General features: G+C 60.0%; 10 protein-coding genes. 6 read left to right on the top strand and 4 right to left on the bottom strand.

Going from position 1 to position 18,306, the window contains the following annotated elements:
* Positions 1 to 33: 33 nt before the first annotated feature.
* Both Mal15_RS00930 and Mal15_RS00935 read right to left on the bottom strand, forming a co-directional pair.
* Positions 34 to 9,810, bottom strand: coding sequence for a tetratricopeptide repeat protein (locus tag Mal15_RS00930; protein WP_147866026.1), 9,777 nt, complete (start codon positions 9,808 to 9,810; stop codon positions 34 to 36).
* A 487-nt stretch (positions 9,811 to 10,297) separates the two neighbouring features.
* Positions 10,298 to 11,020, bottom strand: coding sequence for a peroxiredoxin family protein (locus Mal15_RS00935; protein WP_147866027.1), 723 nt, complete (start codon positions 11,018 to 11,020; stop codon positions 10,298 to 10,300).
* Between the two features lie 333 nt (positions 11,021 to 11,353).
* Between Mal15_RS00935 and Mal15_RS00940 the strand changes: the two genes are divergently transcribed.
* The 4 genes from Mal15_RS00940 to Mal15_RS00955 all read left to right on the top strand — a co-directional run bounded on the left by Mal15_RS00940 (position 11,354) and on the right by Mal15_RS00955 (position 14,402).
* Entirely contained in the window at positions 11,354 to 11,965 is a 612-nt protein-coding gene (locus Mal15_RS00940) for a hypothetical protein (RefSeq protein ID WP_233903215.1), read from the top strand.
* A gap of 204 nt (positions 11,966 to 12,169) precedes the next feature.
* Complete coding sequence (locus Mal15_RS00945; RefSeq protein WP_147866028.1) at positions 12,170 to 12,910, top strand: hypothetical protein; 741 nt, start codon at positions 12,170 to 12,172, stop codon at positions 12,908 to 12,910.
* An 8-nt stretch (positions 12,911 to 12,918) separates the two neighbouring features.
* On the top strand, positions 12,919 to 13,779 hold the full coding sequence (locus Mal15_RS00950; RefSeq protein WP_147866029.1) for an ATP-grasp domain-containing protein: 861 nt from the start codon (positions 12,919 to 12,921) through the stop codon (positions 13,777 to 13,779).
* 50 nt (positions 13,780 to 13,829) lie between these two features.
* Positions 13,830 to 14,402, top strand: a complete 573-nt coding sequence (locus tag Mal15_RS00955) for an ECF-type sigma factor (RefSeq protein ID WP_147866030.1) — start codon at positions 13,830 to 13,832, stop codon at positions 14,400 to 14,402.
* Positions 14,403 to 14,575: 173 nt separating this feature from the next.
* On the opposite strand, the gene Mal15_RS00960 is transcribed toward Mal15_RS00955, so the two are convergent.
* Positions 14,576 to 15,316 (bottom strand): SOS response-associated peptidase, encoded by a 741-nt coding sequence (locus Mal15_RS00960; RefSeq protein WP_167546555.1) that lies wholly within the window; start codon positions 15,314 to 15,316, stop codon positions 14,576 to 14,578.
* A gap of 266 nt (positions 15,317 to 15,582) precedes the next feature.
* Here Mal15_RS00960 and Mal15_RS00965 point away from each other — a divergent pair, with 266 nt between their 5' ends.
* Complete coding sequence (locus Mal15_RS00965; RefSeq protein ID WP_147866032.1) at positions 15,583 to 15,840, top strand: hypothetical protein; 258 nt, start codon at positions 15,583 to 15,585, stop codon at positions 15,838 to 15,840.
* Positions 15,841 to 15,925: 85 nt separating this feature from the next.
* Complete coding sequence (locus Mal15_RS00970) at positions 15,926 to 17,455, top strand: TrkH family potassium uptake protein (RefSeq protein WP_147871787.1); 1,530 nt, start codon at positions 15,926 to 15,928, stop codon at positions 17,453 to 17,455.
* 4 nt (positions 17,456 to 17,459) lie between these two features.
* Here the strand turns inward: Mal15_RS00970 and deoC are convergent, their stop codons facing one another.
* A complete protein-coding gene (gene deoC, locus Mal15_RS00975; RefSeq protein WP_147866033.1) occupies positions 17,460 to 18,185 on the bottom strand; it encodes a deoxyribose-phosphate aldolase in 726 nt (241 codons plus the stop codon).
* Positions 18,186 to 18,306: the final 121 nt, after the last annotated feature.

Raw genomic sequence — 18,306 nt, forward strand, 5'->3', positions numbered from 1 at the left:
CGACTCTCCAGGGAACCCGAAAACGAAGTTGCGTCATTCGGGACGCGCCATCAACTCCTTCGGGACTTCATCGGGCCAGTCGCCGGTTAATCGAATCTTGCGGACGTCCAGGTCACGGCTTGCGGGCCGATAAATGCCCGGTCGTTCGTGCCCTTGAACCGGAATCGATGTCAACGGTTTGCCGTTCAGGGTCAGGGCCACTTGATCGCCCTCACGCGACATCCGCAACGTGTTCCACGCATCCTCCGCGGGCACGTTTTCAGCGGCGATCGGTGCGTAGGGCGGATCCAAGGCTGTCGCGCTGACAAACCCGACCGATGCCAAATCACCGTTGGCGACGATCCAGTCGGGTGTCGTTCCTTCCGGCGACAGCTGCAACACCGTGCGGCCGATCGTCGGCCAAAACTCGGTTCGCCCTGATTTCCAAAAGAACTCGACCTCGATCGATTCACGGTCCTGGATCGGACGCAAGTACTCGATGTGACTGACGGGGTCATAGTTGCGACTGTTCGCAGGTTCGCCGCGATAATGCAACTTCCCTTCGCGGACACTCCAGCCGCCGACCAACGGACCCTTGGCCAGATCCGCTTCCATCTTCTCGCGGAATTTTAAGATGCCGTCGCGTTCTTGTTTCGGTCCGATCGGCAGCAACATCTTGGGGATCGATTTTCCGTACGTCAGAACGCCCCAACCCCGCATGGTCGGATCGATCAAGTTGACCTCGTCGGGGATCGTGGGCGAACCGGAGAATCGAACGTCGCGGAAGTGCGTCGTGCGGTACTTGTGGTGGTGGACCGAAACGAACGGATACGACGTCGTCACGGTATCGTTGACGTAGGACTCGCCGTTGCACAGCCCTTCGACGCCGTCGGGGGAAACCGAAACGGATTCGATGTTCAGCTTGCCTTGGCGAATCGACCCGACCTTGAATTCAACTTGACCGCGGTTGCCCATCCCATAGACCTTCGCGGTTTGTTGCCACCCATTGGCTTGGTAAATCACACCACCATAGGCCAGGTCGGCTTCGCCCCAGCCGCCGTCTTGGATTTCCGCGGAGAAGGTGAACGAACCACTGAGCGGGTACTTGAACATCAGGTGCGATTGCTCGTATCCGCAGGTTCCGCTGATCCAGCCGTCAGGTTTGACCGTGTACATCGGTGGCAACATCACGTTGTCGCCGCGATAGCGAGCGGAGATCGGAACGACAATGAAATGTTCCAGCGGTGAATCCGTCGTGGCATGGGCAGCTCGTCCGACACCCATCGCCGCTCTCGCCGAAGCGACCGCGGAGGTGACGAAATTGCGTTGTCCGCGGATCGAGTAGGTCTTGACGTGGCGGAGCATCGGTTCGGCGATCGCAACGGGCAATCCCGCTTCGAATGCACGGACGATCAAGTGCGTTTCCAGGGCCGGAAACCGAAGCGTTTTATCGTTTTGTTTGGGAAGGTTTTTGGCCAAGCGATCGCCGACCGCTTGCAACGTTGGTGCGATCTCGTCCAACAGCGCCGCCGAGTCACCGTGGTTTGCTTTGGCGATCGCCAATTTCAGCAGTGCCGCCGCCAGATCCGCTTCATCCCCGGCGGCTTTTCGATTTCGCTGGAATTGTTCGAGCAGCGACGTGGCATTTTTCGTCTGCACGGCGGCATCGATCAACATCACCAACGAATTGACGACCGGATAACGATCGGTGCTCGTTTGCAGGTTCATCACCGCATCGAGCTGCGGATGTTGTCGGCGGACGATCGGCGGCGGAATCTCATAACTGACCAAGGCGTCGAAATACTCGACGGAATCGTCCCCGTCGCCACCGAACGTCAGCTTCTCGAGGAGCTGGATTCGTTTGTCGGCGGGCAGTTGCGAAATGGCCAAACAGACGTGGGATTCAAATCGATTGGAATAGTTCCGCTGGGTGACCAGGTAGTCCGTGATGGCCTGCCGGAAAACGGGGGCAAGATGTTCGATCAATCCGTCATCGATCAACTGGGTGGTCAATCGTTCCAGGCTGCGTCGTTTGTAGTCCTGGATGTCGGCGCCACTCGGGTAGTTCTGTGTCTCGATCGTCTCCAACTCGGATCGGATGAAGTCGTCGATGATTTTCCCGTCGCCGCTGGCCTTGGCGATCGCGACATGTCCCAGGGCAAGCTGTCGGCGGATGTAGCGATGGCGGTTGGCGGTGTAGCTGTCCGAATTGATCAACGAATCGGTGCGGCTGATCAACTCACCGAGATTCGCCACAACCCCGGCAAAATCGGCGTCGTCGGTTCGTGCGTCCGGTTGGATGAAATCCGATGCCATGATCGGCCAGACGGCTTGCATCACCCGATCGACCACATCGGATTTTTCCCGTGACGCGGTTGCCATCTGGCTGGTGATCGTGGTCACCGGTCCGGCGTTTGCAGAGCGTTGCCCCAGTGGCGGCAAGGGTTCGTCGAGTGTTTCGATCAAACGGTCCAGCGACGCGGCAAGCCGTTTCGGTTGCTCGGCGGCAAATGCGAGTTGGACCAACGCGATCGACAGTTCGACGTTTTTCTGGTCCGATCCCAGCCGTTGTTCCAGTGTCGCGGCGACGTCGTCGGCCCGACCGGCCAGCGCCGCCGCGGTCGCCAGCGCCATCGACGCCGAGCTGACGACGATGTCGCCGTCGGATCGGAACGGATCGTAGGACGTCGACGCGATCCGTTTGGAATAATCGAACGTGGTGTCCTGGCGCTTGGTCGGGACGAGGATCGCCAAGTAGGCGTCAGTGATTTTGCCCATCGCCTGTCGATCGATCTTTGCCTTGCGGTTATTTTGGTAAGCGCCTTTTTTGAACTCCAATGCAACGCCCGTGGCCTGTGACAATGCGTCGGTCACCGCGGAGACGCGCTGGGCCAACAGATCCATTTCGGTCTGCTGCTCGCGACCGGAGTAGACCGGTTGGTTTTGTGACGACGTGATCGCGAACGCATCGCCGCCGCCGGAAAGTTGTCTCAGCGGCGGACCGCTTTGCAGCGCCAATCGCAACGCGCGCACCGAGGTGTCGATCTCGCCCGCTTTGGCGGCGTCCTTGGCGACCTGCAAACATCGCTCAGCCAACGATTGAGAAAGCGGCGCGTTCGCGTCGGATTGGGCGGCGATCAAATCCAAGATCCTGGAAAGCGATTCTGACGCGTCCCCACTGATCTCCGCCAACGCCAGAGTGATCGACGAGTCGTTGGCCGATTCAGCCACCTTGCCGATGTAGCGGACCAATCGTTCGCCGATCTCTCGATCCGAATCCCGCTGCGATCGACTGGCCGCCCGAGCGACCGGGTACAGATCGAACAGTGCGGTGGCCTTGACGCGGTCGATCGCCTGATTGTCCTCGTTAACGAGTTCGGATTCGGCCGGCAAGCGTTCGAATAATGTTTTGGCGAATTCCGCACTGGATTCATCGCCCAGGTAACACGCCGTCATCAATTGCAACGCCGTCAGTTGCCATGAATCACTGTGACGTTCTGCCAGCTTTCCCACTCGCTCGGCAAACGAACGGATGGCGTCTTGCGAATCATCGCTCGAAACCGCGACGCGAATCGCGAGTCCCAAACTCGATGGCGTCTCCGAGGCCATGATGGCGTCGGTCGAGGCCTCCATCAATTCGACGGGGTTCGATTCCAGGTCCTTTTCCCACGCGTCGATCTGGCGGGTCAGATGGTTCGCCGCGACTTCGGGAGTGATCTTTTCGGCCGCCACACCCGCGCCGTTCTCGAACGCTTCCTTCGTGTTCCGACTGCCGCCCCAACGCCTCGCATTTTCAAAACGCTCCGGTTTGGACAATCCGGCATGATAGACGATCAAGGCATCGATCGGCGCTTGGCACGCGGTCAATTGCTCGGCAACCCACTGGTACCACTCCAGCTGTTGATAGTCTCCGTATCCGGGATTGTATTGATTTTGACTGGAGAAATCGGTGACGCGGTAGAGGTCCAGCAGTAACGTGCGGGCCTGATCGAATCGCTCTGCTTTCTTGTAGGTTTCGATCAATCGATGGTCCAGCGTGTACTGCGGGCTGCTGCCCGAGGAGTTGGTCGATCGCTTTGCCTCTTGATAGAGATCGACCAGTAAATCGGCCGGCACTCCGTCGACGTTTTCCAAGACCTGTCCGGCTTGCCATAGCAAACCGGAACAGACGGTCGGCGTCTTGGATTCGTCGTCGGGCTCACGATGGATGCATTCACGCATCGTCGCCAGACTCTCTGGTACAAGTTCCGGTTTGCCGGTGTCGATCAATGCCAGCAGGAACGTCGCGCCTTTCTTAAGCGATTCGTTCTCGATCGCCTCGGTAGCCGCATGGCGAAATTTTTGGTTGGCGTCGGCGTCGCTCTGAAGCGTCGCCAACGTGTCCGCGAGCGGTCCGATCGCAAATCCGCCACTGCTGCGACTGTTGACGGCCCACAGTTGCGAGTTGGCAGAAAACGCGTCATTGCTGCAAACGGCATTCAAAATTGCCTCACGATATTCCGGAATTTGCTTGCGCTGGTCCTCCGGCAAATTGCGGACGATGTTGTAGACCTGGGTCTGGGCGGCGGGAGATTTCAACAGGTGCGCGATGAAGTCCCGCTTGGCATCACTCAGCTCGTCGCGGGATCCCAGCCTCGCCAATTCATCCATGCGGTATGTCGGAATGCTCTGCACCGGAAACTTCATCAATCGTCGGTACATCATGTCGACGACCTCGTCCCCCGCCGAACGCACCGCATTGGTCATCTTGTAATAATCGTTGTTGAACCGACTGGGGTCTTTCTCGAACGCGTCCAAGTACAGTTCGACGGCTTCCTTGTTCTTTTTCGCTGTGACCAAGGCGTCGGCGCGGGCGATCATCTGAGGTGCGCTGACCGGCACATCCTCGGACAGGTTTTCCCAGACCCGGTTCGCTTCGTCGGTCCGCCCCGCGGCGGTATACAATTCGGCCAATTCCTGTTTGGGGCGAATCGCCTTGGGGGAGGATTCGACGCGCCGCTTCGCACGCTCGATCAGCGGTTCCAGTCGGCCCGCGGACTGCAACACCGAAACCGCTTGTTGTTGATAGTACGACTGGTTGCTGTTTTGAGAGCGACCCGAAGCGAGACGTCGCATCAGCGAGTAAGCGACCTCGGCCGCGGCCTCTTTGTCACCGGCCGAAAGAAACGCACGTGCAATCTGTAATTCGGTGTTCTCGTCGCGGACGCGGCCGCTTCGTGTTCGGGCCAGCATCGCGGTGGCTTGGGCGTCCAGGCCCAATCGTTTGAGTTGGTCGGCCAGGGCGAGCTGCATCTGCACGTCCAGCCGCATGCCGAACAGACGCTCGGCGGCGACCTTGGCCCGCTCGGTGTCCCCGATTTCGGCCGCCAAATTCATCGCCGCCATTTCCTTGCGGACCAACATGCGGCTGTCCAACGGGCTGAACGAATCCAGCGTCTCGAGCGCCAATCGAGGTTGTTTCAGCTCGCTGGCCAGTCGGGCACGCTCGATCTGCAAGTCGACGTCACTGGGATAGTCGTTGCAAAGTTCGACCAATACCTCGTAACACGTTTCCGGACGATCGGCCCACCAATGGGCATACGCGGCGACGACTCGGCGCGTCTTCTGTTCATCCGCCGGTGCATCGCTCAGTGGGCTTCGGAGATGTCGGATCAGGTCCGGGGACAGCGTCGGCGATGCGGGTTGGGCACTGAGTGTTGGCGATGTGGCTTCCTGGGCGGAAAAGGAAAAGATCTGTTGCGCCAAATTGGAATCCAGCAACCGAGGCGACAACGGGCCGCGAACGCGGACCGAGCGAACCACACCACCGATTTGTGTGTAGGCGTTGACATAGCCATCGCCGAGTGACGTCGAACGAGCGGCCGCGTTGAGTGTCGACTTGGACCAGCGTGCGATCAGGGCGTCGACCATCGCCATTTCGTGTCGCTCGGCAAACGCTTTGGCATCTTCGCCGCTGCCCATCATGATCTGAGTGATGGGACTGAATCCCTGAACCGGTGCCTTGGGTTTTTCTCGCCGTGCGGCCGGCAACAGTTGCTTGACCAATCCGTCGGCTTGATCCGGTTTTCCCAGACGAAGATAGAACTGAATCGCGGCGACAACCTCGTCGTAGCTGGCGTCCTCACCGGGCGGTTCGGGTGCGAATTGTGCCGCCTTCTCTTCCTGGCCGGCCAAGCGGAACTCGTGACCCAGGATCGCCTGGAACATCATTTCCGCGGCGCCGGATGGAGTGCCCATCAATACGCCCGAAGACAATCCCGAAGCTTGCACGCGCTGGTTGATCGACGCCAGAATCTCGAGTTCTTTCTCGGTCAACGGCGTCATGTCGGGTTTCTGTTGATCCGGCAGCGCTTCGGACATCATCCGTTGGGAAAGGAACTGCAACACCGGCGTTACCCCGTAGGTGGGATCGAGTTCTGCCAGCCGCCACATCATGTTCAGCTGGTTTTTTCGCTGGGCGTCGGCCTTGGCTTTGGCCGCCGCCGACAGATTGGACGGTGGGGGACCGAACGGACTCGCCGATGGCTGATTCGTGACCAGCGACATCACATTGATCAGCGCGAACCGCTCCCAGATCTCCAGTGGGTCGGTGACACTATCCCAATCGTTGATCGAAAACTCGGTATCCAGCTTCGCCTGCACGGCCTCGGTGGCGTCTTCCCCGAGTTTGCCGATCGCTTCGTTCATCAAGATCAACGACGCCGCGATCACCCGGGCATGCCCGAACGACGTCGGCTCGATCGTTGTCGTCGTGGTGGAATAGGAGTAAGACGCGTTGGCGTATCGGCCGATCCGCAGCGCCCGGGCCAACTGGTAAGACGATTGGCTCCAATACATCGGGTTGGATTGATAACCCGGCGGTCGTCGATTCGTCGTCGAAGGTCGGGTAGGTTGCTTTCGTTGTGTCGGAGCCGTGGCGTCCATGGGAAAGTCGGATGCACGGATTTGTTGGGCCAACTGCACCGCTCGCTCACGATTCGCATCGGCCTTGTTGTCGTTGCCATCCATCAATAACAACTGTGCGAGGACAAGTTTAATGTCCCACAAACTGTCGTCGGCTCGTAACGCCTCTTCACAGATCGCCCGTGCGGTTTTCGTATCGCCGCGTCGCGCCGCCGAACGCACCATCCCGCCCAGTCGCGACGGATCGGACAAGAACGACAGCCGTTGGGAAAGCGCCTGGCCCACATCGATCATGCCGGCTTCCAATTGATACTCGACAAGCTTGAATCGATTCTCCGGCGTGCCGGCGAGTTCGGTGATCCGTCGTTGGTATTCGGCCGCCTGTTCCACTTCATCGGCCGCATCAGCCAGACGGACCATGGTTTCCAACAACGCCACGTCACGCGGCTGGACGGCGAGCAATTGATCGATCGCGCTGATCGCCGCACCGAAGTCCTGCACCGATTCATGCGCCGCGGCGATCATCCGACTGGTCGTTCGGGCGTTTCCGTCCTTGCGATTGATTTCTTCGATTCGCCCGATCAACGTCTGGAGGTCGGTTTTGCGGTCGTACAGCGGCGCGAGGGCTCGGACCACGTTGATCTTGTCATCGATCTTGGGCTCATAGTTGAATGCCTGCCAATACAATTCGATCGCCTCGTCGGTCCGATACTGATCTGCGAAATGACCGGCCAACATCCGTCGCGGCGCGTTGTCTCGCGGCGCAACCGTCATCGCGCGGCGGAGCGCCGTGATCGCTTCTTCATCGCGATTGATGCCGAACGCGGTTCGGGCATAGAACTGATACGATTCGGGGCTGGCCGGATTGGCATCGATGACGGCTTCGCACGTTTGGATCGCTTGATCGGTTTGACCCAAGCGGACTTGTAATCCGGCGACGCGTTGCAAGTAATTGGTGCGAAACCGGCTGTCCGCGGTGGCCAGCTGTTCGAACAGGTCTGCGGCATCACCGAGCCGATTCTGTCGTTCGGCAAGGTCCGCCGCGACCAGTAACACGTCGGTGTTGTCCGGTTCCATGTTGAGGGCTTGTTGAATCGAACGTTCCGCGTTGACCAGATTACCGGCTGCGCCGTGCATCAACGCTAGCGTCCGCAACGAATCGACCGATACGGGTTGATCGGTCAGTGCTTGGATTTGTTGTTCCAACGTTCCCGAGGACTGATACACGGCGATCCGGTCTTTCAGCAACTGCTCTTGCTCGTCCGGTGTTTCCGCGATCGTTTCGGCCGCATCCAGTCTCTTCAGAGCTTTCTCGTATTGCTTGGCATCGGTCAGCTTTGCGGCGTAGCGCAATTCTTGGGCAAAGGTCAGGTCGAACTGTGCGGCCTGGTCCCAAGCGTCCAACGCCAGATCCGGCAGCTTGAATGTCCCCAGCACTTCGGCCAATCGAACCAACGACTCGCGTCCGCGGCGATCATCACTCGCGATCGAATTCCAGACCTCGATCGCTTCATCTTCCCGGTCCAGCGAATGGAGGTATTCGCCCAAGTACTCTCGGTACTGTGGAGACGCGGGATCCAACTGGATCGATTGGCGATACAGATCGATCGCGTCTTCGCTGCGGTCGATGCCGCGCATCAGGTCGGCTACTTGCGACAGCGTCACGGCGTCGTCGCTGCGGGCGGCGGCCAAACGCGACCAGACGACTGCGGCCGCGTCGCGCCGCTGTTCGAGTGGCGTCTCGGTGTCCTCCAACAACACCTGTCCCCAACGGACCAGATGGTCGGGGTTGTCCGCGTCGCGTTTGGCAAGCTCGGCGAACTGCTCTGCCGCTTCGGCAACATCATTTTGATTGATCAAGACGTCGATCAGAGTCGTCCGAGCCTCGGTGTCATCGGGTGCCCGCTCGATCGCGGCGACCAACAACGTTTTCGCTTCGGACAGACGGCCTGCGGTGATCAGGATCCGTGCCAGTCTGGTTTGCAGGGCCAAATCATCGGGCCGATCGGCGAATTGTTTCTTGTAGTAGTTTGCCAGCGCGTCGTAGTCACCTGATTTCAAAAAGCCGGCTTCGATCCGGTTGCGAACATCGGTGTGCAGCCAACTGCCGGGGTTCAACCGCGACAGGATTTTTTCCAATAGCGCCGTCGCCTCGTCCGGCTTACCGAGGTGCCGTCGCATTTCAGCGGCCTGGACCGCCATGGCGATCTGTTCGTCGGGTTTTCGCGATGCCTTTGCGAGTTGTTCATAGCGTCGCAGGGCTTCTTCATGATTGCCTTCTTCGGCAAGCGTCCTCGCGATCTGGCCGCCGACGCGGGTATCGCCGGGAAACAGTTGTTCCAGGCGAGTCCAAACGGCGAGGGATTTCTCACGCTCTCCGGCGCGGCTGTAGATCCGCCCCAGCTCGGTGAACATCGGCAGCGCTTCGGTACGTGACGGCCCGCGATCGATCGCCCGCTCCATCGCAGCGGCAGCTTGCTCGGTTTGACCGACCGCCAGAAGGGCGCGCCCGAGATAAAAACTGCATGCGGCATCGTCGGGGAGTTTTGATTCCGCGGATGCCAGAATCTGTGCCGCTTCCGCAGAGTGACCGCGCTGCAATTGAACCAGTCCCCAAACCATTTGCCGCTGACCTGCATCGTCCGCCTGGGGATCGGACAACTGTCGCTCCAGTTCGTCCAAGGAATCGTTTTGAACGTGGTACCCATAAACCCGATCGAGCGCGACGCCGGGGCGTGGCCTGCGCAGCAGGACTTGCAGGTAGCGTTCCGCGTTGGTCCGCTCGCGATCACCGATCTGGTCAGAATCTTGGGCGAATAACTGTTGGGTGGAGGGCGGCGTCGTAGTCAAAACGGCGGCCAGCACGAACAGTCCGAGGGGGCGGAGGCGACGATAGGATCGCGCGGTGATGGACAGTGGACGTGTCACAGAGATCCCCGTGAATGTGAGCAGCAGACGAGTCGGAACGAGTGCTTCGTCAACACTTGAGATTGCAGCCCGCTACGAAAAAGGGTCAGCAACCAATGGCACGAGCTTCGTGAGCCGACGGCGCTAGCCGCGGGCCTTGATACGCCTTTAACACGGCGGTCAGGCCCGAGGCTAGCACCTACGGCTCAGCGTATTGGCTTAAGCCCATGCCATTCGGGTCAGCAACCAATCGCACGAGCGTAAGTGTTGGTGTGCAGACTTTAACCGCCCACTGTCGCTGCAAAGCAGCGACCGGGAATTGCCTAAAGGCTAGACACCAGCGGTTGCTGAATCCCGATTCCTAGGATTGACGAAGCACTAGTATGCTGCCCCCAGGGTGCGCTCCGCAAGCGATTTCGGTGTCTCCATCCGCGATTGCGCCAAAAAACAGATGCAATGTCTAGAGTGCTTCGTTGGGATTGTCGCTTTCGATTGACGTTTGCCGATCTTACCTGGCCAGCGTCCGCAGCATCGGTAAGAGATCTTTGTACAGATCATCTTGGGGATGGTGACCGCAGGAATCCGATCGCAGCACAAAGTCTCGATCGATCAAATGAAACCCGGGGATCATTTCATACGTCTTTTGGCTGAGCATCGATGGATCGCCTCGGAGCACGATTTGGTTGGCATCGCGGTCCAGTTGAAAGTGTTCGGCCCAGTCGGCGACTTCCGCCTGGGTCGGTGCCGAGACAGATTTTCCGTACAGCAGGACTTGCACGAACACGACGTCCTCGCTGCCGAGCGTGACCCCGGCGTATTCTTGCGCGTAGTGTTCGATCGATTCCAGACCCGGCTGGACCCGAAAGCTGCCGAACGCGCCATGTTGTTTGCCACCCGAAAACGCCTGGCATCCCTCACAGGGAATCGCCGCGTATTCGACCAAGATGACCTTGCCCGCGAAGTCTGACAGTTGGACGGTTTGGCCGGTCTGGTCGGTCAAAACCAGATCGGGGAATTCGTTGCCGCGCACCGGAGGCCAATCGCCGAGGACCACCGGATCGGCCGACCGCAAACCGACAGCCGACGTCAAATCGATCGGCAGCTGATTGATCGCGCGGTCGACGAGCGGTCGCGGCAGGTTCCCCGTCGCCTTGAGTGCCGCCAAGGCGATCGGGATCAGCAGAATCGTGCCAACGACAATCGTCAAAACCGATTTGATCAAGCGAACCATCGAAGCCGTTCTCCATTCAGGGGGCGTGCATGCAGCGTCATCAACCGTACGTCACCGTTAGCCGGCGTCCATGGTCGCCTGCGGGGTACCTGACCCGAATGGCACGGGCTTCGTACCTGACCCCTTTTCCGCTCGACGTGAGCCTGGGAACGACGCGTTTCATGGCATTTCGCGGTGGATCGCCACGTGCGGAGCGCCGGACGGGCCTAAGAAAACTTTTCGAAAATCGTTCAGGGGTATGGCGGGACGCGACGCAGGTGTCTGGTGAAGGCCGACAACATCGGCCACCGACATCAATCAAGCTCGCTAACCCCCGCTACCTGGAACAGACCCATGAAACGCTTCGCAACCACCTTCGTCATCGTCGCTCTGACCACCTTCGCCGCATTGACCGGCACGGACGCCAACGCCCAAGTGTCCGCGTCCAGCTATTCGACCGGCGGCACCGCGATTTCGAGTGCCTACGGTCGCGGCAACACGCGATTGAACTCGTCCGCCTACGCCAGCGGCGGCGGCTACGCCCGATCGACGATGACCGGCCGCGGAGTCAACGGCGGTTTCGCCAGCGGCAACAGCCGAGCGGTTTCGCACGGCGGCGTGGCGATCAGCAACGGAAACTCCTCGGCCAACGGCTGGGGCGCCCGATCGCACTCCAACAGTTACGCTCGCACCGTCGGCGGATTCGCCCGCAGCAACAGCAATGCGGTGGCCAACGGCAACTGGGCCGACGCCCGCTCGAACGCTGTGACGCGAACCTGGGGCACCTACGGAAGTTCGTCCTCCGAAGCGATCGACAACCGCCAAACCGGCTATCCCGTATATCCGACCAACACGCCGGGCTACACCAGCGGCAACTACGGCGGCGGAACCTCGGCAACGGTCTACCAGTCCTCGACGCCGCGAAAAACGATCTTCCGCAGCCGCAGCGTGCGACGCGGTTGGTGAGCGGCGGAGCCGATCCCAATCCCTGACCCCTCGCACCGACTTCGGTGCGAGGTTTGTTTGATCTGACACTTTTCCTATGCGAACCTAAACTAGTATTCCAGCGCAGCTCGGTTTTCGGGTAGTGGACGAGGCGACGAGTCCATCCGAATGGCGAACTGCCTGGACTCCTCGCGTCGTCCACTACTGCTTACCCCCGGATCTGCTATGTCGAAATCCAATCCCAACACCGATCCGGCCGTGGACGAAATCGTCCGGCAAGCCCTTCAGGGTGACGTCCCTCGTCGCGATTTTCTGCGTCGGCTGGTCGTCGCCGGACTGTCATCGGCGGCGGCCTACCGCGTGCTCGATGAAACCACGGCCTCGGCACAATCCGGCGGATCGGGGCGGATCACCACCTTTGCCATTGGCGAAGAAGGCACCGCGCCCCATCCGCCTGCGCAAAAACCTTCGCCGAACCCTCCGATGACGACGAAAGCCGTCGGTGAGGAATCACAGCGGCCGCCGGCCAACCAAATCACGACCTATGCCGTCGGCGAGGAATCCACCACGCCGCCGTCCCAGCAGATCACGACCCATGCGGTCGGCGAAGAATCGACGCGGCCGCCGAAGAACCAGATCACCACCTACGCCGTCGGTGAAGAATCGACAAAACCCCCGACAACGTTGTCCTACGGACTGGGGGAAGACGGGCGGCGCGCGACGACGTTGGCCGTGGGCGAAGAAGGCAAGCCGGCGACGCAACCGAAGCCCAACCCCACGACCAGCCGCAGCGGCGAAGAGTCCAAGATGACAACCATGGCGGTGGGCGAGGAATCCGGCGGAACTCCGAAACCCAGCACGCGAGCCTGGGGCGAAGAGGGATCGATCAAGCGGCCCCAGTTCAACGCGCCCTCGGGTCCGTTCAAATCCATCCCCCGACCGTGGAAGAACTTTCGTCGCTGGTGAGTAAACCGATGAACGCACGGAACATCGACCTGGTGATCGTCGGCGGTGAATCCGACCCCAACACGCAACGCATCGTCGACCAGGCTCACTTGCGCGGCGTCGACTATTTTTTCTGGGACACCGATCGGCCCGCCGCACGGCAGATCGCCTGGGACTTTGAATCGCCGGAGATCGATTTCGGCGACGTGGCGTTGCGGCCGGCGGGGATGTTCTTGCGGTTCAACGTCTTCGATTCCGACGAAGTCCGAAATCATGCGGCGTACGACGTTGCCGAATCGTTCGCGCTGGCCTGGCCCCAAATTCGATTGCTCAACCGCAGCACGACCGGTGACGGTAACAACAAGTCACGCAATCTGGTCCGTGCCCGCGGTTGTGGGATGGTGATCCCGCAAACCACCGTCCTGGGTGAACTGTCGCCGCTTCACAACGTTCCTGATCCCGACGCCAAGATTATCAAACCGCTGTCCGGTGGCGACCACGCTTACATCGCCGCAGGCGTCATCGAGGATCCCGCGCGGCTTGCCGGGCTTGCGCCGCAATTCGTCCAAGAACGGCTCGAAGGCGAGAACCTGCGTGTCTTTTCGATCGGCGGCAAACTGCATGCGTTTCATTTGCAAACGACCCAAGTTGATTACCGAACCGATGACGACGTGGTCGTCCGCGCGATCGAGGTTCCCCAAGGAATCGTCGCATCGATTCATCGGCTGGTCGGGCAGATCGGATTCAATTATTGCGCGCTCGACTTTCGCTGTCGCAAGGGCTTTGACGACCCCGTGTTCCTGGAAATTAACTCGTTCCCGATGTTCGTGGCCTTTGACGACGCCTGTGAGAATCGGCTCGCGGACGCCATTTTGGAGTTTTTGGTCTAAAAGGGTACACTGCCGGCTGGCTTTTATCGCAACTTGCAAGGTCGGCAGCAATGAATCAGCCCCAAAACGACGTCTCCGTGATGCTGCGCGAACTCGGACGCGGCAACGACTCGGTCAAAGAACAACTGTTCGAACAACTTCAAAGCGAGTTGCGGCAAATGGCGTCCGCGTTGATGCGACGTGAGCGGGGGGACCATACCTTGCAAGCCACCGCGCTGGTCAACGAAGCCTGCATTCGGTTGCTCGATTCCGATGCGATCGGCAACGCCACCGACCGGCGTTATTTCTTCGCCGCCGCCAACCGAGCGATGCGACAAATCCTGATCGACCACGCCCGGCGGCGCAACACGACCAAACGCGGCGGTGATTATCAACGCGGATCATTGGATGTCGTGCTGGAGAATTTCGAAACCAGCAACGGATGTCGGTTTGAGGACCTGGAGGCGTCGCTGGAGGTGCTGGAAAAAGACTCGCCACGGCAACGCGAGGTCGTCGAGCTGCGGTTCTTCTCCGGATTGTCGATCCCCGAGACCGCCGAAGTCCTGGGCGTCAGCGAAGGGACCGTCGAACGCGATTGGCGATTGGCCCGTGCCAAGTTGTATCAGCAACTTCGTGAGGAGTAGCTTCCGGGAACGAGGCACGCGCCTCGTTCCAAGGCTCCGCCTTGGAATGCACTTCCGGTGTGGCTCCTGCCACAGACAACGCGGGGAACCTGAGGCGGAGCCTCTGAGGAATCCCGTCCCCAGGCGGAGCCCGGGAACGAGGGATGGGATTCGGAACCGATTCACCGCCCTGCCTAAAACAAATCGCCCTGCTTGGGTGGATCCTCCGGCGGTTCGATTCGTTCGACACACTCGGGGACGTCGTTCCGGGGGCTGTTGACGATCTTGGACACAGGAAACGCGGTCAGCAGATCATCGGGCGCCGGTCGCATCAGGTCGCCGAGCGAACTCGGATCGTCGAGGTCGGCATCGAGCCATGCCGCTTGGCCTTCGACATCCAGAATCACGGGCATGCGATCATGAATGGAGCGCGTCGTGTCGTTGGCCGCGGTGGTCAGGATCGTAAACGTTTCGATGGCCCGGTCGTCGCCACTGATCTTGCGATTGCGCTCCCACAATCCGGCCAACGCCAACACTCCGCCATCGGACCGCTCGATCAAATAAGGTTGCTTGCCGTCGGGCGTCTTCATCCATTCGTAATAGCCGTCAGCCGGGATTAAACAGCGGCGGCTTGCGAAGGCTTTTTTAAAGGACGGTTTCTCATGCGCGGTTTCGCTGCGCGCGTTGATCATCCGATTGCCGATCGCCAAATCATCGGCCCAGGGCGGAACCAGCCCCCAACGCAGCATCACCCACTGGCGCCGTGGGTCCTCGCCGGCACGGATGCAGGACACGTTTTGTGTCGGTGCGATGTTGTACCGCGGGCCGGTTTCGTATTCAGCCGCTTTGGCGGCAACCTCGTCCTCGCTCCACAGCGGCAGGAAAGTCTGCGTCCAGGCGGCGGCGGGAGTGCGAAGGTTGATACGACCACACACGATCAGGGACCTTGATGGAGGAAGACACGAACGGCAACGTGCGACGTTCTTTCCAGGGCGTCGCGCAACGTTGAACGACGTCCTGTTCAGGACGTCGTGGCGAGCCGTTGACGACGACCGCCCGGAAGGGCCGTCGTACCGTTTTGCTGCGACGACCGCATGGAAAGGCTGAGGTACGTGCAGCGTCAGTGTAGCAATTTGCGTGTTGCAAAATGCAGCGCGTGCGGCAACGTTTACGGCCCGCCTGGAGCGGCGGATCGACCCGAGTGAACGCCGATCGCGGCCCTGTCATGCCGGAAAATCCAGGAAAACTGGCGGCCGACGCCGCCTCCAGCGCCGACCGCCTGGCCGTCGTTCATCCCCTGGGGAAGGGTTGTTCGGGGCCGGTGGAAAGCAAAAGCAAACGCAATGCCAAACGCCACCTGAGACATTTCACGTCGAGGCACTACAATCCTGGCGGAAAACCATTGGAATGCTCGAGCGGCATCGCGCCAATTCGGACCGTAGAATTGGCTAATCGCTGATTCCCCAGACAGGACCCCGTAGCCCTTGAATTTTCGACTTCTCAGCCGTGTGCTCGGCATCATTTGTCTGCTGATCGGCGGATCGATGAGCTTCAGTTTGCCGTTTGCGTTTCCCGTTTTGGCCAACCGAACGCACTTGCCGGCGGCCGAAGCGATGGAGCGTGATGGCATTCGCGGTTTGGTGTTGAGCATGGCGATCAGCATGTTGATCGGGGCCGTGTTGTTGGTCAGCGGGCGTGGCAACCGCGGCAAACCGCTGTTTCGCAAAGAAGCCATGGCCGTCGTCGGGCTCAGTTGGGTGATGGCGACCGTCTTGGGTGCCTTGCCCTACTATTTGAGCGGCACCGAAATCGCCGCCGATCAACCGATCACGTTTATCGAGGCGATGTTCGAATCACAGTCGGGGTTCAGCACGACCGGAGCGACGGTGTTGACGGACCTTGAGAACCCGACCGCCGTTCCTCACTGCATCTTGTTCTGGCGCAGTTGGACGCACTTCTTGGGCGGATTGGGGATCGTCGTCTTGTTCGTTGCGATTCTCGGTCAAGGATCGGCGGGCAAAGCGATGGTCCGCGCCGAAATGCCGGGGCCGAGCAAAGAAGGCAGCATGCCCCGGATGCAGCACACCGCACTGGTGTTCGCCGGCATCTACTGCGGTTTGAACGCAATCCTGACGGTCATCTACATGGCGGAAGGCATGACGCTGTTCGACGGACTGTGCCACGCCTTCGGAACCATGGCGACCGGCGGCTTCAGCACGTACAACCGATCGCTGGGAGGATTCGACAGTCCGCTGATCGAATACACCACGATCGTATTCATGATCCTGGCGGGGACCAATTTCACGCTGCTGTATTTGGCCCTGGTCGGAGGCCCACGTCGGTTGATCGAAGACGTCGAATTTCAGACCTTTGTCGGGATCATCGCCGGGCTGAGCGGTTGCATCCTGTTCTTCGGGATGCGTGCCGGGGACGTCGGATTTGAATCGCTGGGACAGGGATTTCGTAACGGCCTGTTTCAAGTCGTCTCGGTGATGACGACGACCGGCTACGGAACGGCGGACTTTGATCGTTGGAACAACTTTGCCCGCGGCAGCCTGCTCGTGCTGATGTTCATCGGCGGATGTGCCGGCAGCACCGGTGGCGGCATGAAGGTGATCCGCCACGTGTTGTTCTACAAAATCCTGCTCCGCGAAATCGAGCTGTCGTATCGCCCCCGCGTCGTCCGACTGGTTCGCATCGGCGGCACGACCGCCGACGACCCCGCCATGCTCCGCGGGATCATGGTCTACTTCTGTTTGATCCTCGGGATCTTCATCGCGTCTTGGATGTTGTTGGTCACGTTCGAACCGAGTTCCACGTGGGGATACAACGGCGACGTGTCCGTCGCCGCGGAAGACAACACGCTGGACGAAAAACTGTTGGACTGTGCCAGCGCCGTCGCCGCCACGCTCAACAACATCGGCCCCGGACTGGGTGTCGTCGGGGCGACACAGAACTACGCCGGATTCAGCCAGGGCGCGAAGTTCCTGTTCGTCTGGCTGATGCTGCTCGGACGCGTCGAAGTCTTCAGCGTGTTGGTGTTGATCTTTCCGACGTTTTGGCGCCGGACCTGACCGTTCAATAGCCGGAGTTGTCCGATGCGGTTGCCGCGATTTCCGGCATCCCTAATCGCTTGCGGGCCTCCCCAAGGATTTCGGCGGTTCGGCTGGCGCCACACCGGGTCACCCCGATCGCGCGGACGGCCAACAGCGCATCCAGGTCTCGAACGCCGCCGGCCGCTTTGACTTGCACGTGGTCGGCGGAATGTTCGCGCATCAGTTTCAAATCCTCTTGCGTCGCACCGCCGCTGCCATAACCGGTCGACGTCTTGACCCAGTCGGCATTCACTTCGCTGCAAATCTGACACAGACGGATTTTTTGGTCGTCGTTCAGGTAGGAGTTTTCGAAGATCACCTTTACCTTTTGACCGGCCGCATGCGCGATGTCAACGATCTGTTTGACCTCCTCGCGCACGTAGTCCCAGTCGCCGCTGAGGACTTTGGAGATATTGACGACCATGTCCAGTTCTTCGCAGCCGTCGGCGATCGCCCGTTCGGCTTCGGCACACTTGATCGCCGTGGTGTGCCCGCCGTGCGGAAACCCGATCGTTGTCGATGCTTTGACGGTGCTGCCGGCCAGTCGTTCGGCACAGGTCTTCATGTAGTACGGCATGATGCAGACGCTGGCGACGTCATAGGCCAGCGCCAGCTGGATGCCCGCTTCCAAGTCGTCGGTGGTCAGCGTGGGATTGAGCAACGAATGGTCGATCATCTTGGCGACGTCATGATATTCAAATTCAGCCATCTGAAATTCTCTGTAGGGTAAATGGGATTGTGGTGGGTTTGCGTGTGTGTCGCACACCGTGGATTATCCGGCCGTCGGCCCCCTCATCCCCAGCCCTTCTCCCCCGCAAAGCCGGGGTAGA

Origin of the sequence: Stieleria maiorica (assembly GCF_008035925.1) — a bacterium.
Classification (GTDB): Bacteria; Planctomycetota; Planctomycetia; order Pirellulales; family Pirellulaceae; genus Stieleria; species Stieleria maiorica.

Bases quoted from the DNA above. Each gene is read 5' to 3' on its own strand.
- Mal15_RS00935 (WP_147866027.1), bottom strand. From the start codon at position 11,020: ATGGTTCGCTTGATCAAATCGGTTTTGACGATTGTCGTTGGCACGATT.
- Mal15_RS00940 (WP_233903215.1), top strand. From the start codon at position 11,354: ATGAAACGCTTCGCAACCACCTTCGTCATCGTCGCTCTGACCACCTTC.
- Mal15_RS00945 (WP_147866028.1), top strand. From the start codon at position 12,170: ATGTCGAAATCCAATCCCAACACCGATCCGGCCGTGGACGAAATCGTC.
- Mal15_RS00950 (WP_147866029.1), top strand. From the start codon at position 12,919: ATGAACGCACGGAACATCGACCTGGTGATCGTCGGCGGTGAATCCGAC.
- Mal15_RS00955 (WP_147866030.1), top strand. From the start codon at position 13,830: ATGAATCAGCCCCAAAACGACGTCTCCGTGATGCTGCGCGAACTCGGA.
- Mal15_RS00970 (WP_147871787.1), top strand. From the start codon at position 15,926: ATGAGCTTCAGTTTGCCGTTTGCGTTTCCCGTTTTGGCCAACCGAACG.
- deoC (WP_147866033.1), bottom strand. From the start codon at position 18,185: ATGGCTGAATTTGAATATCATGACGTCGCCAAGATGATCGACCATTCG.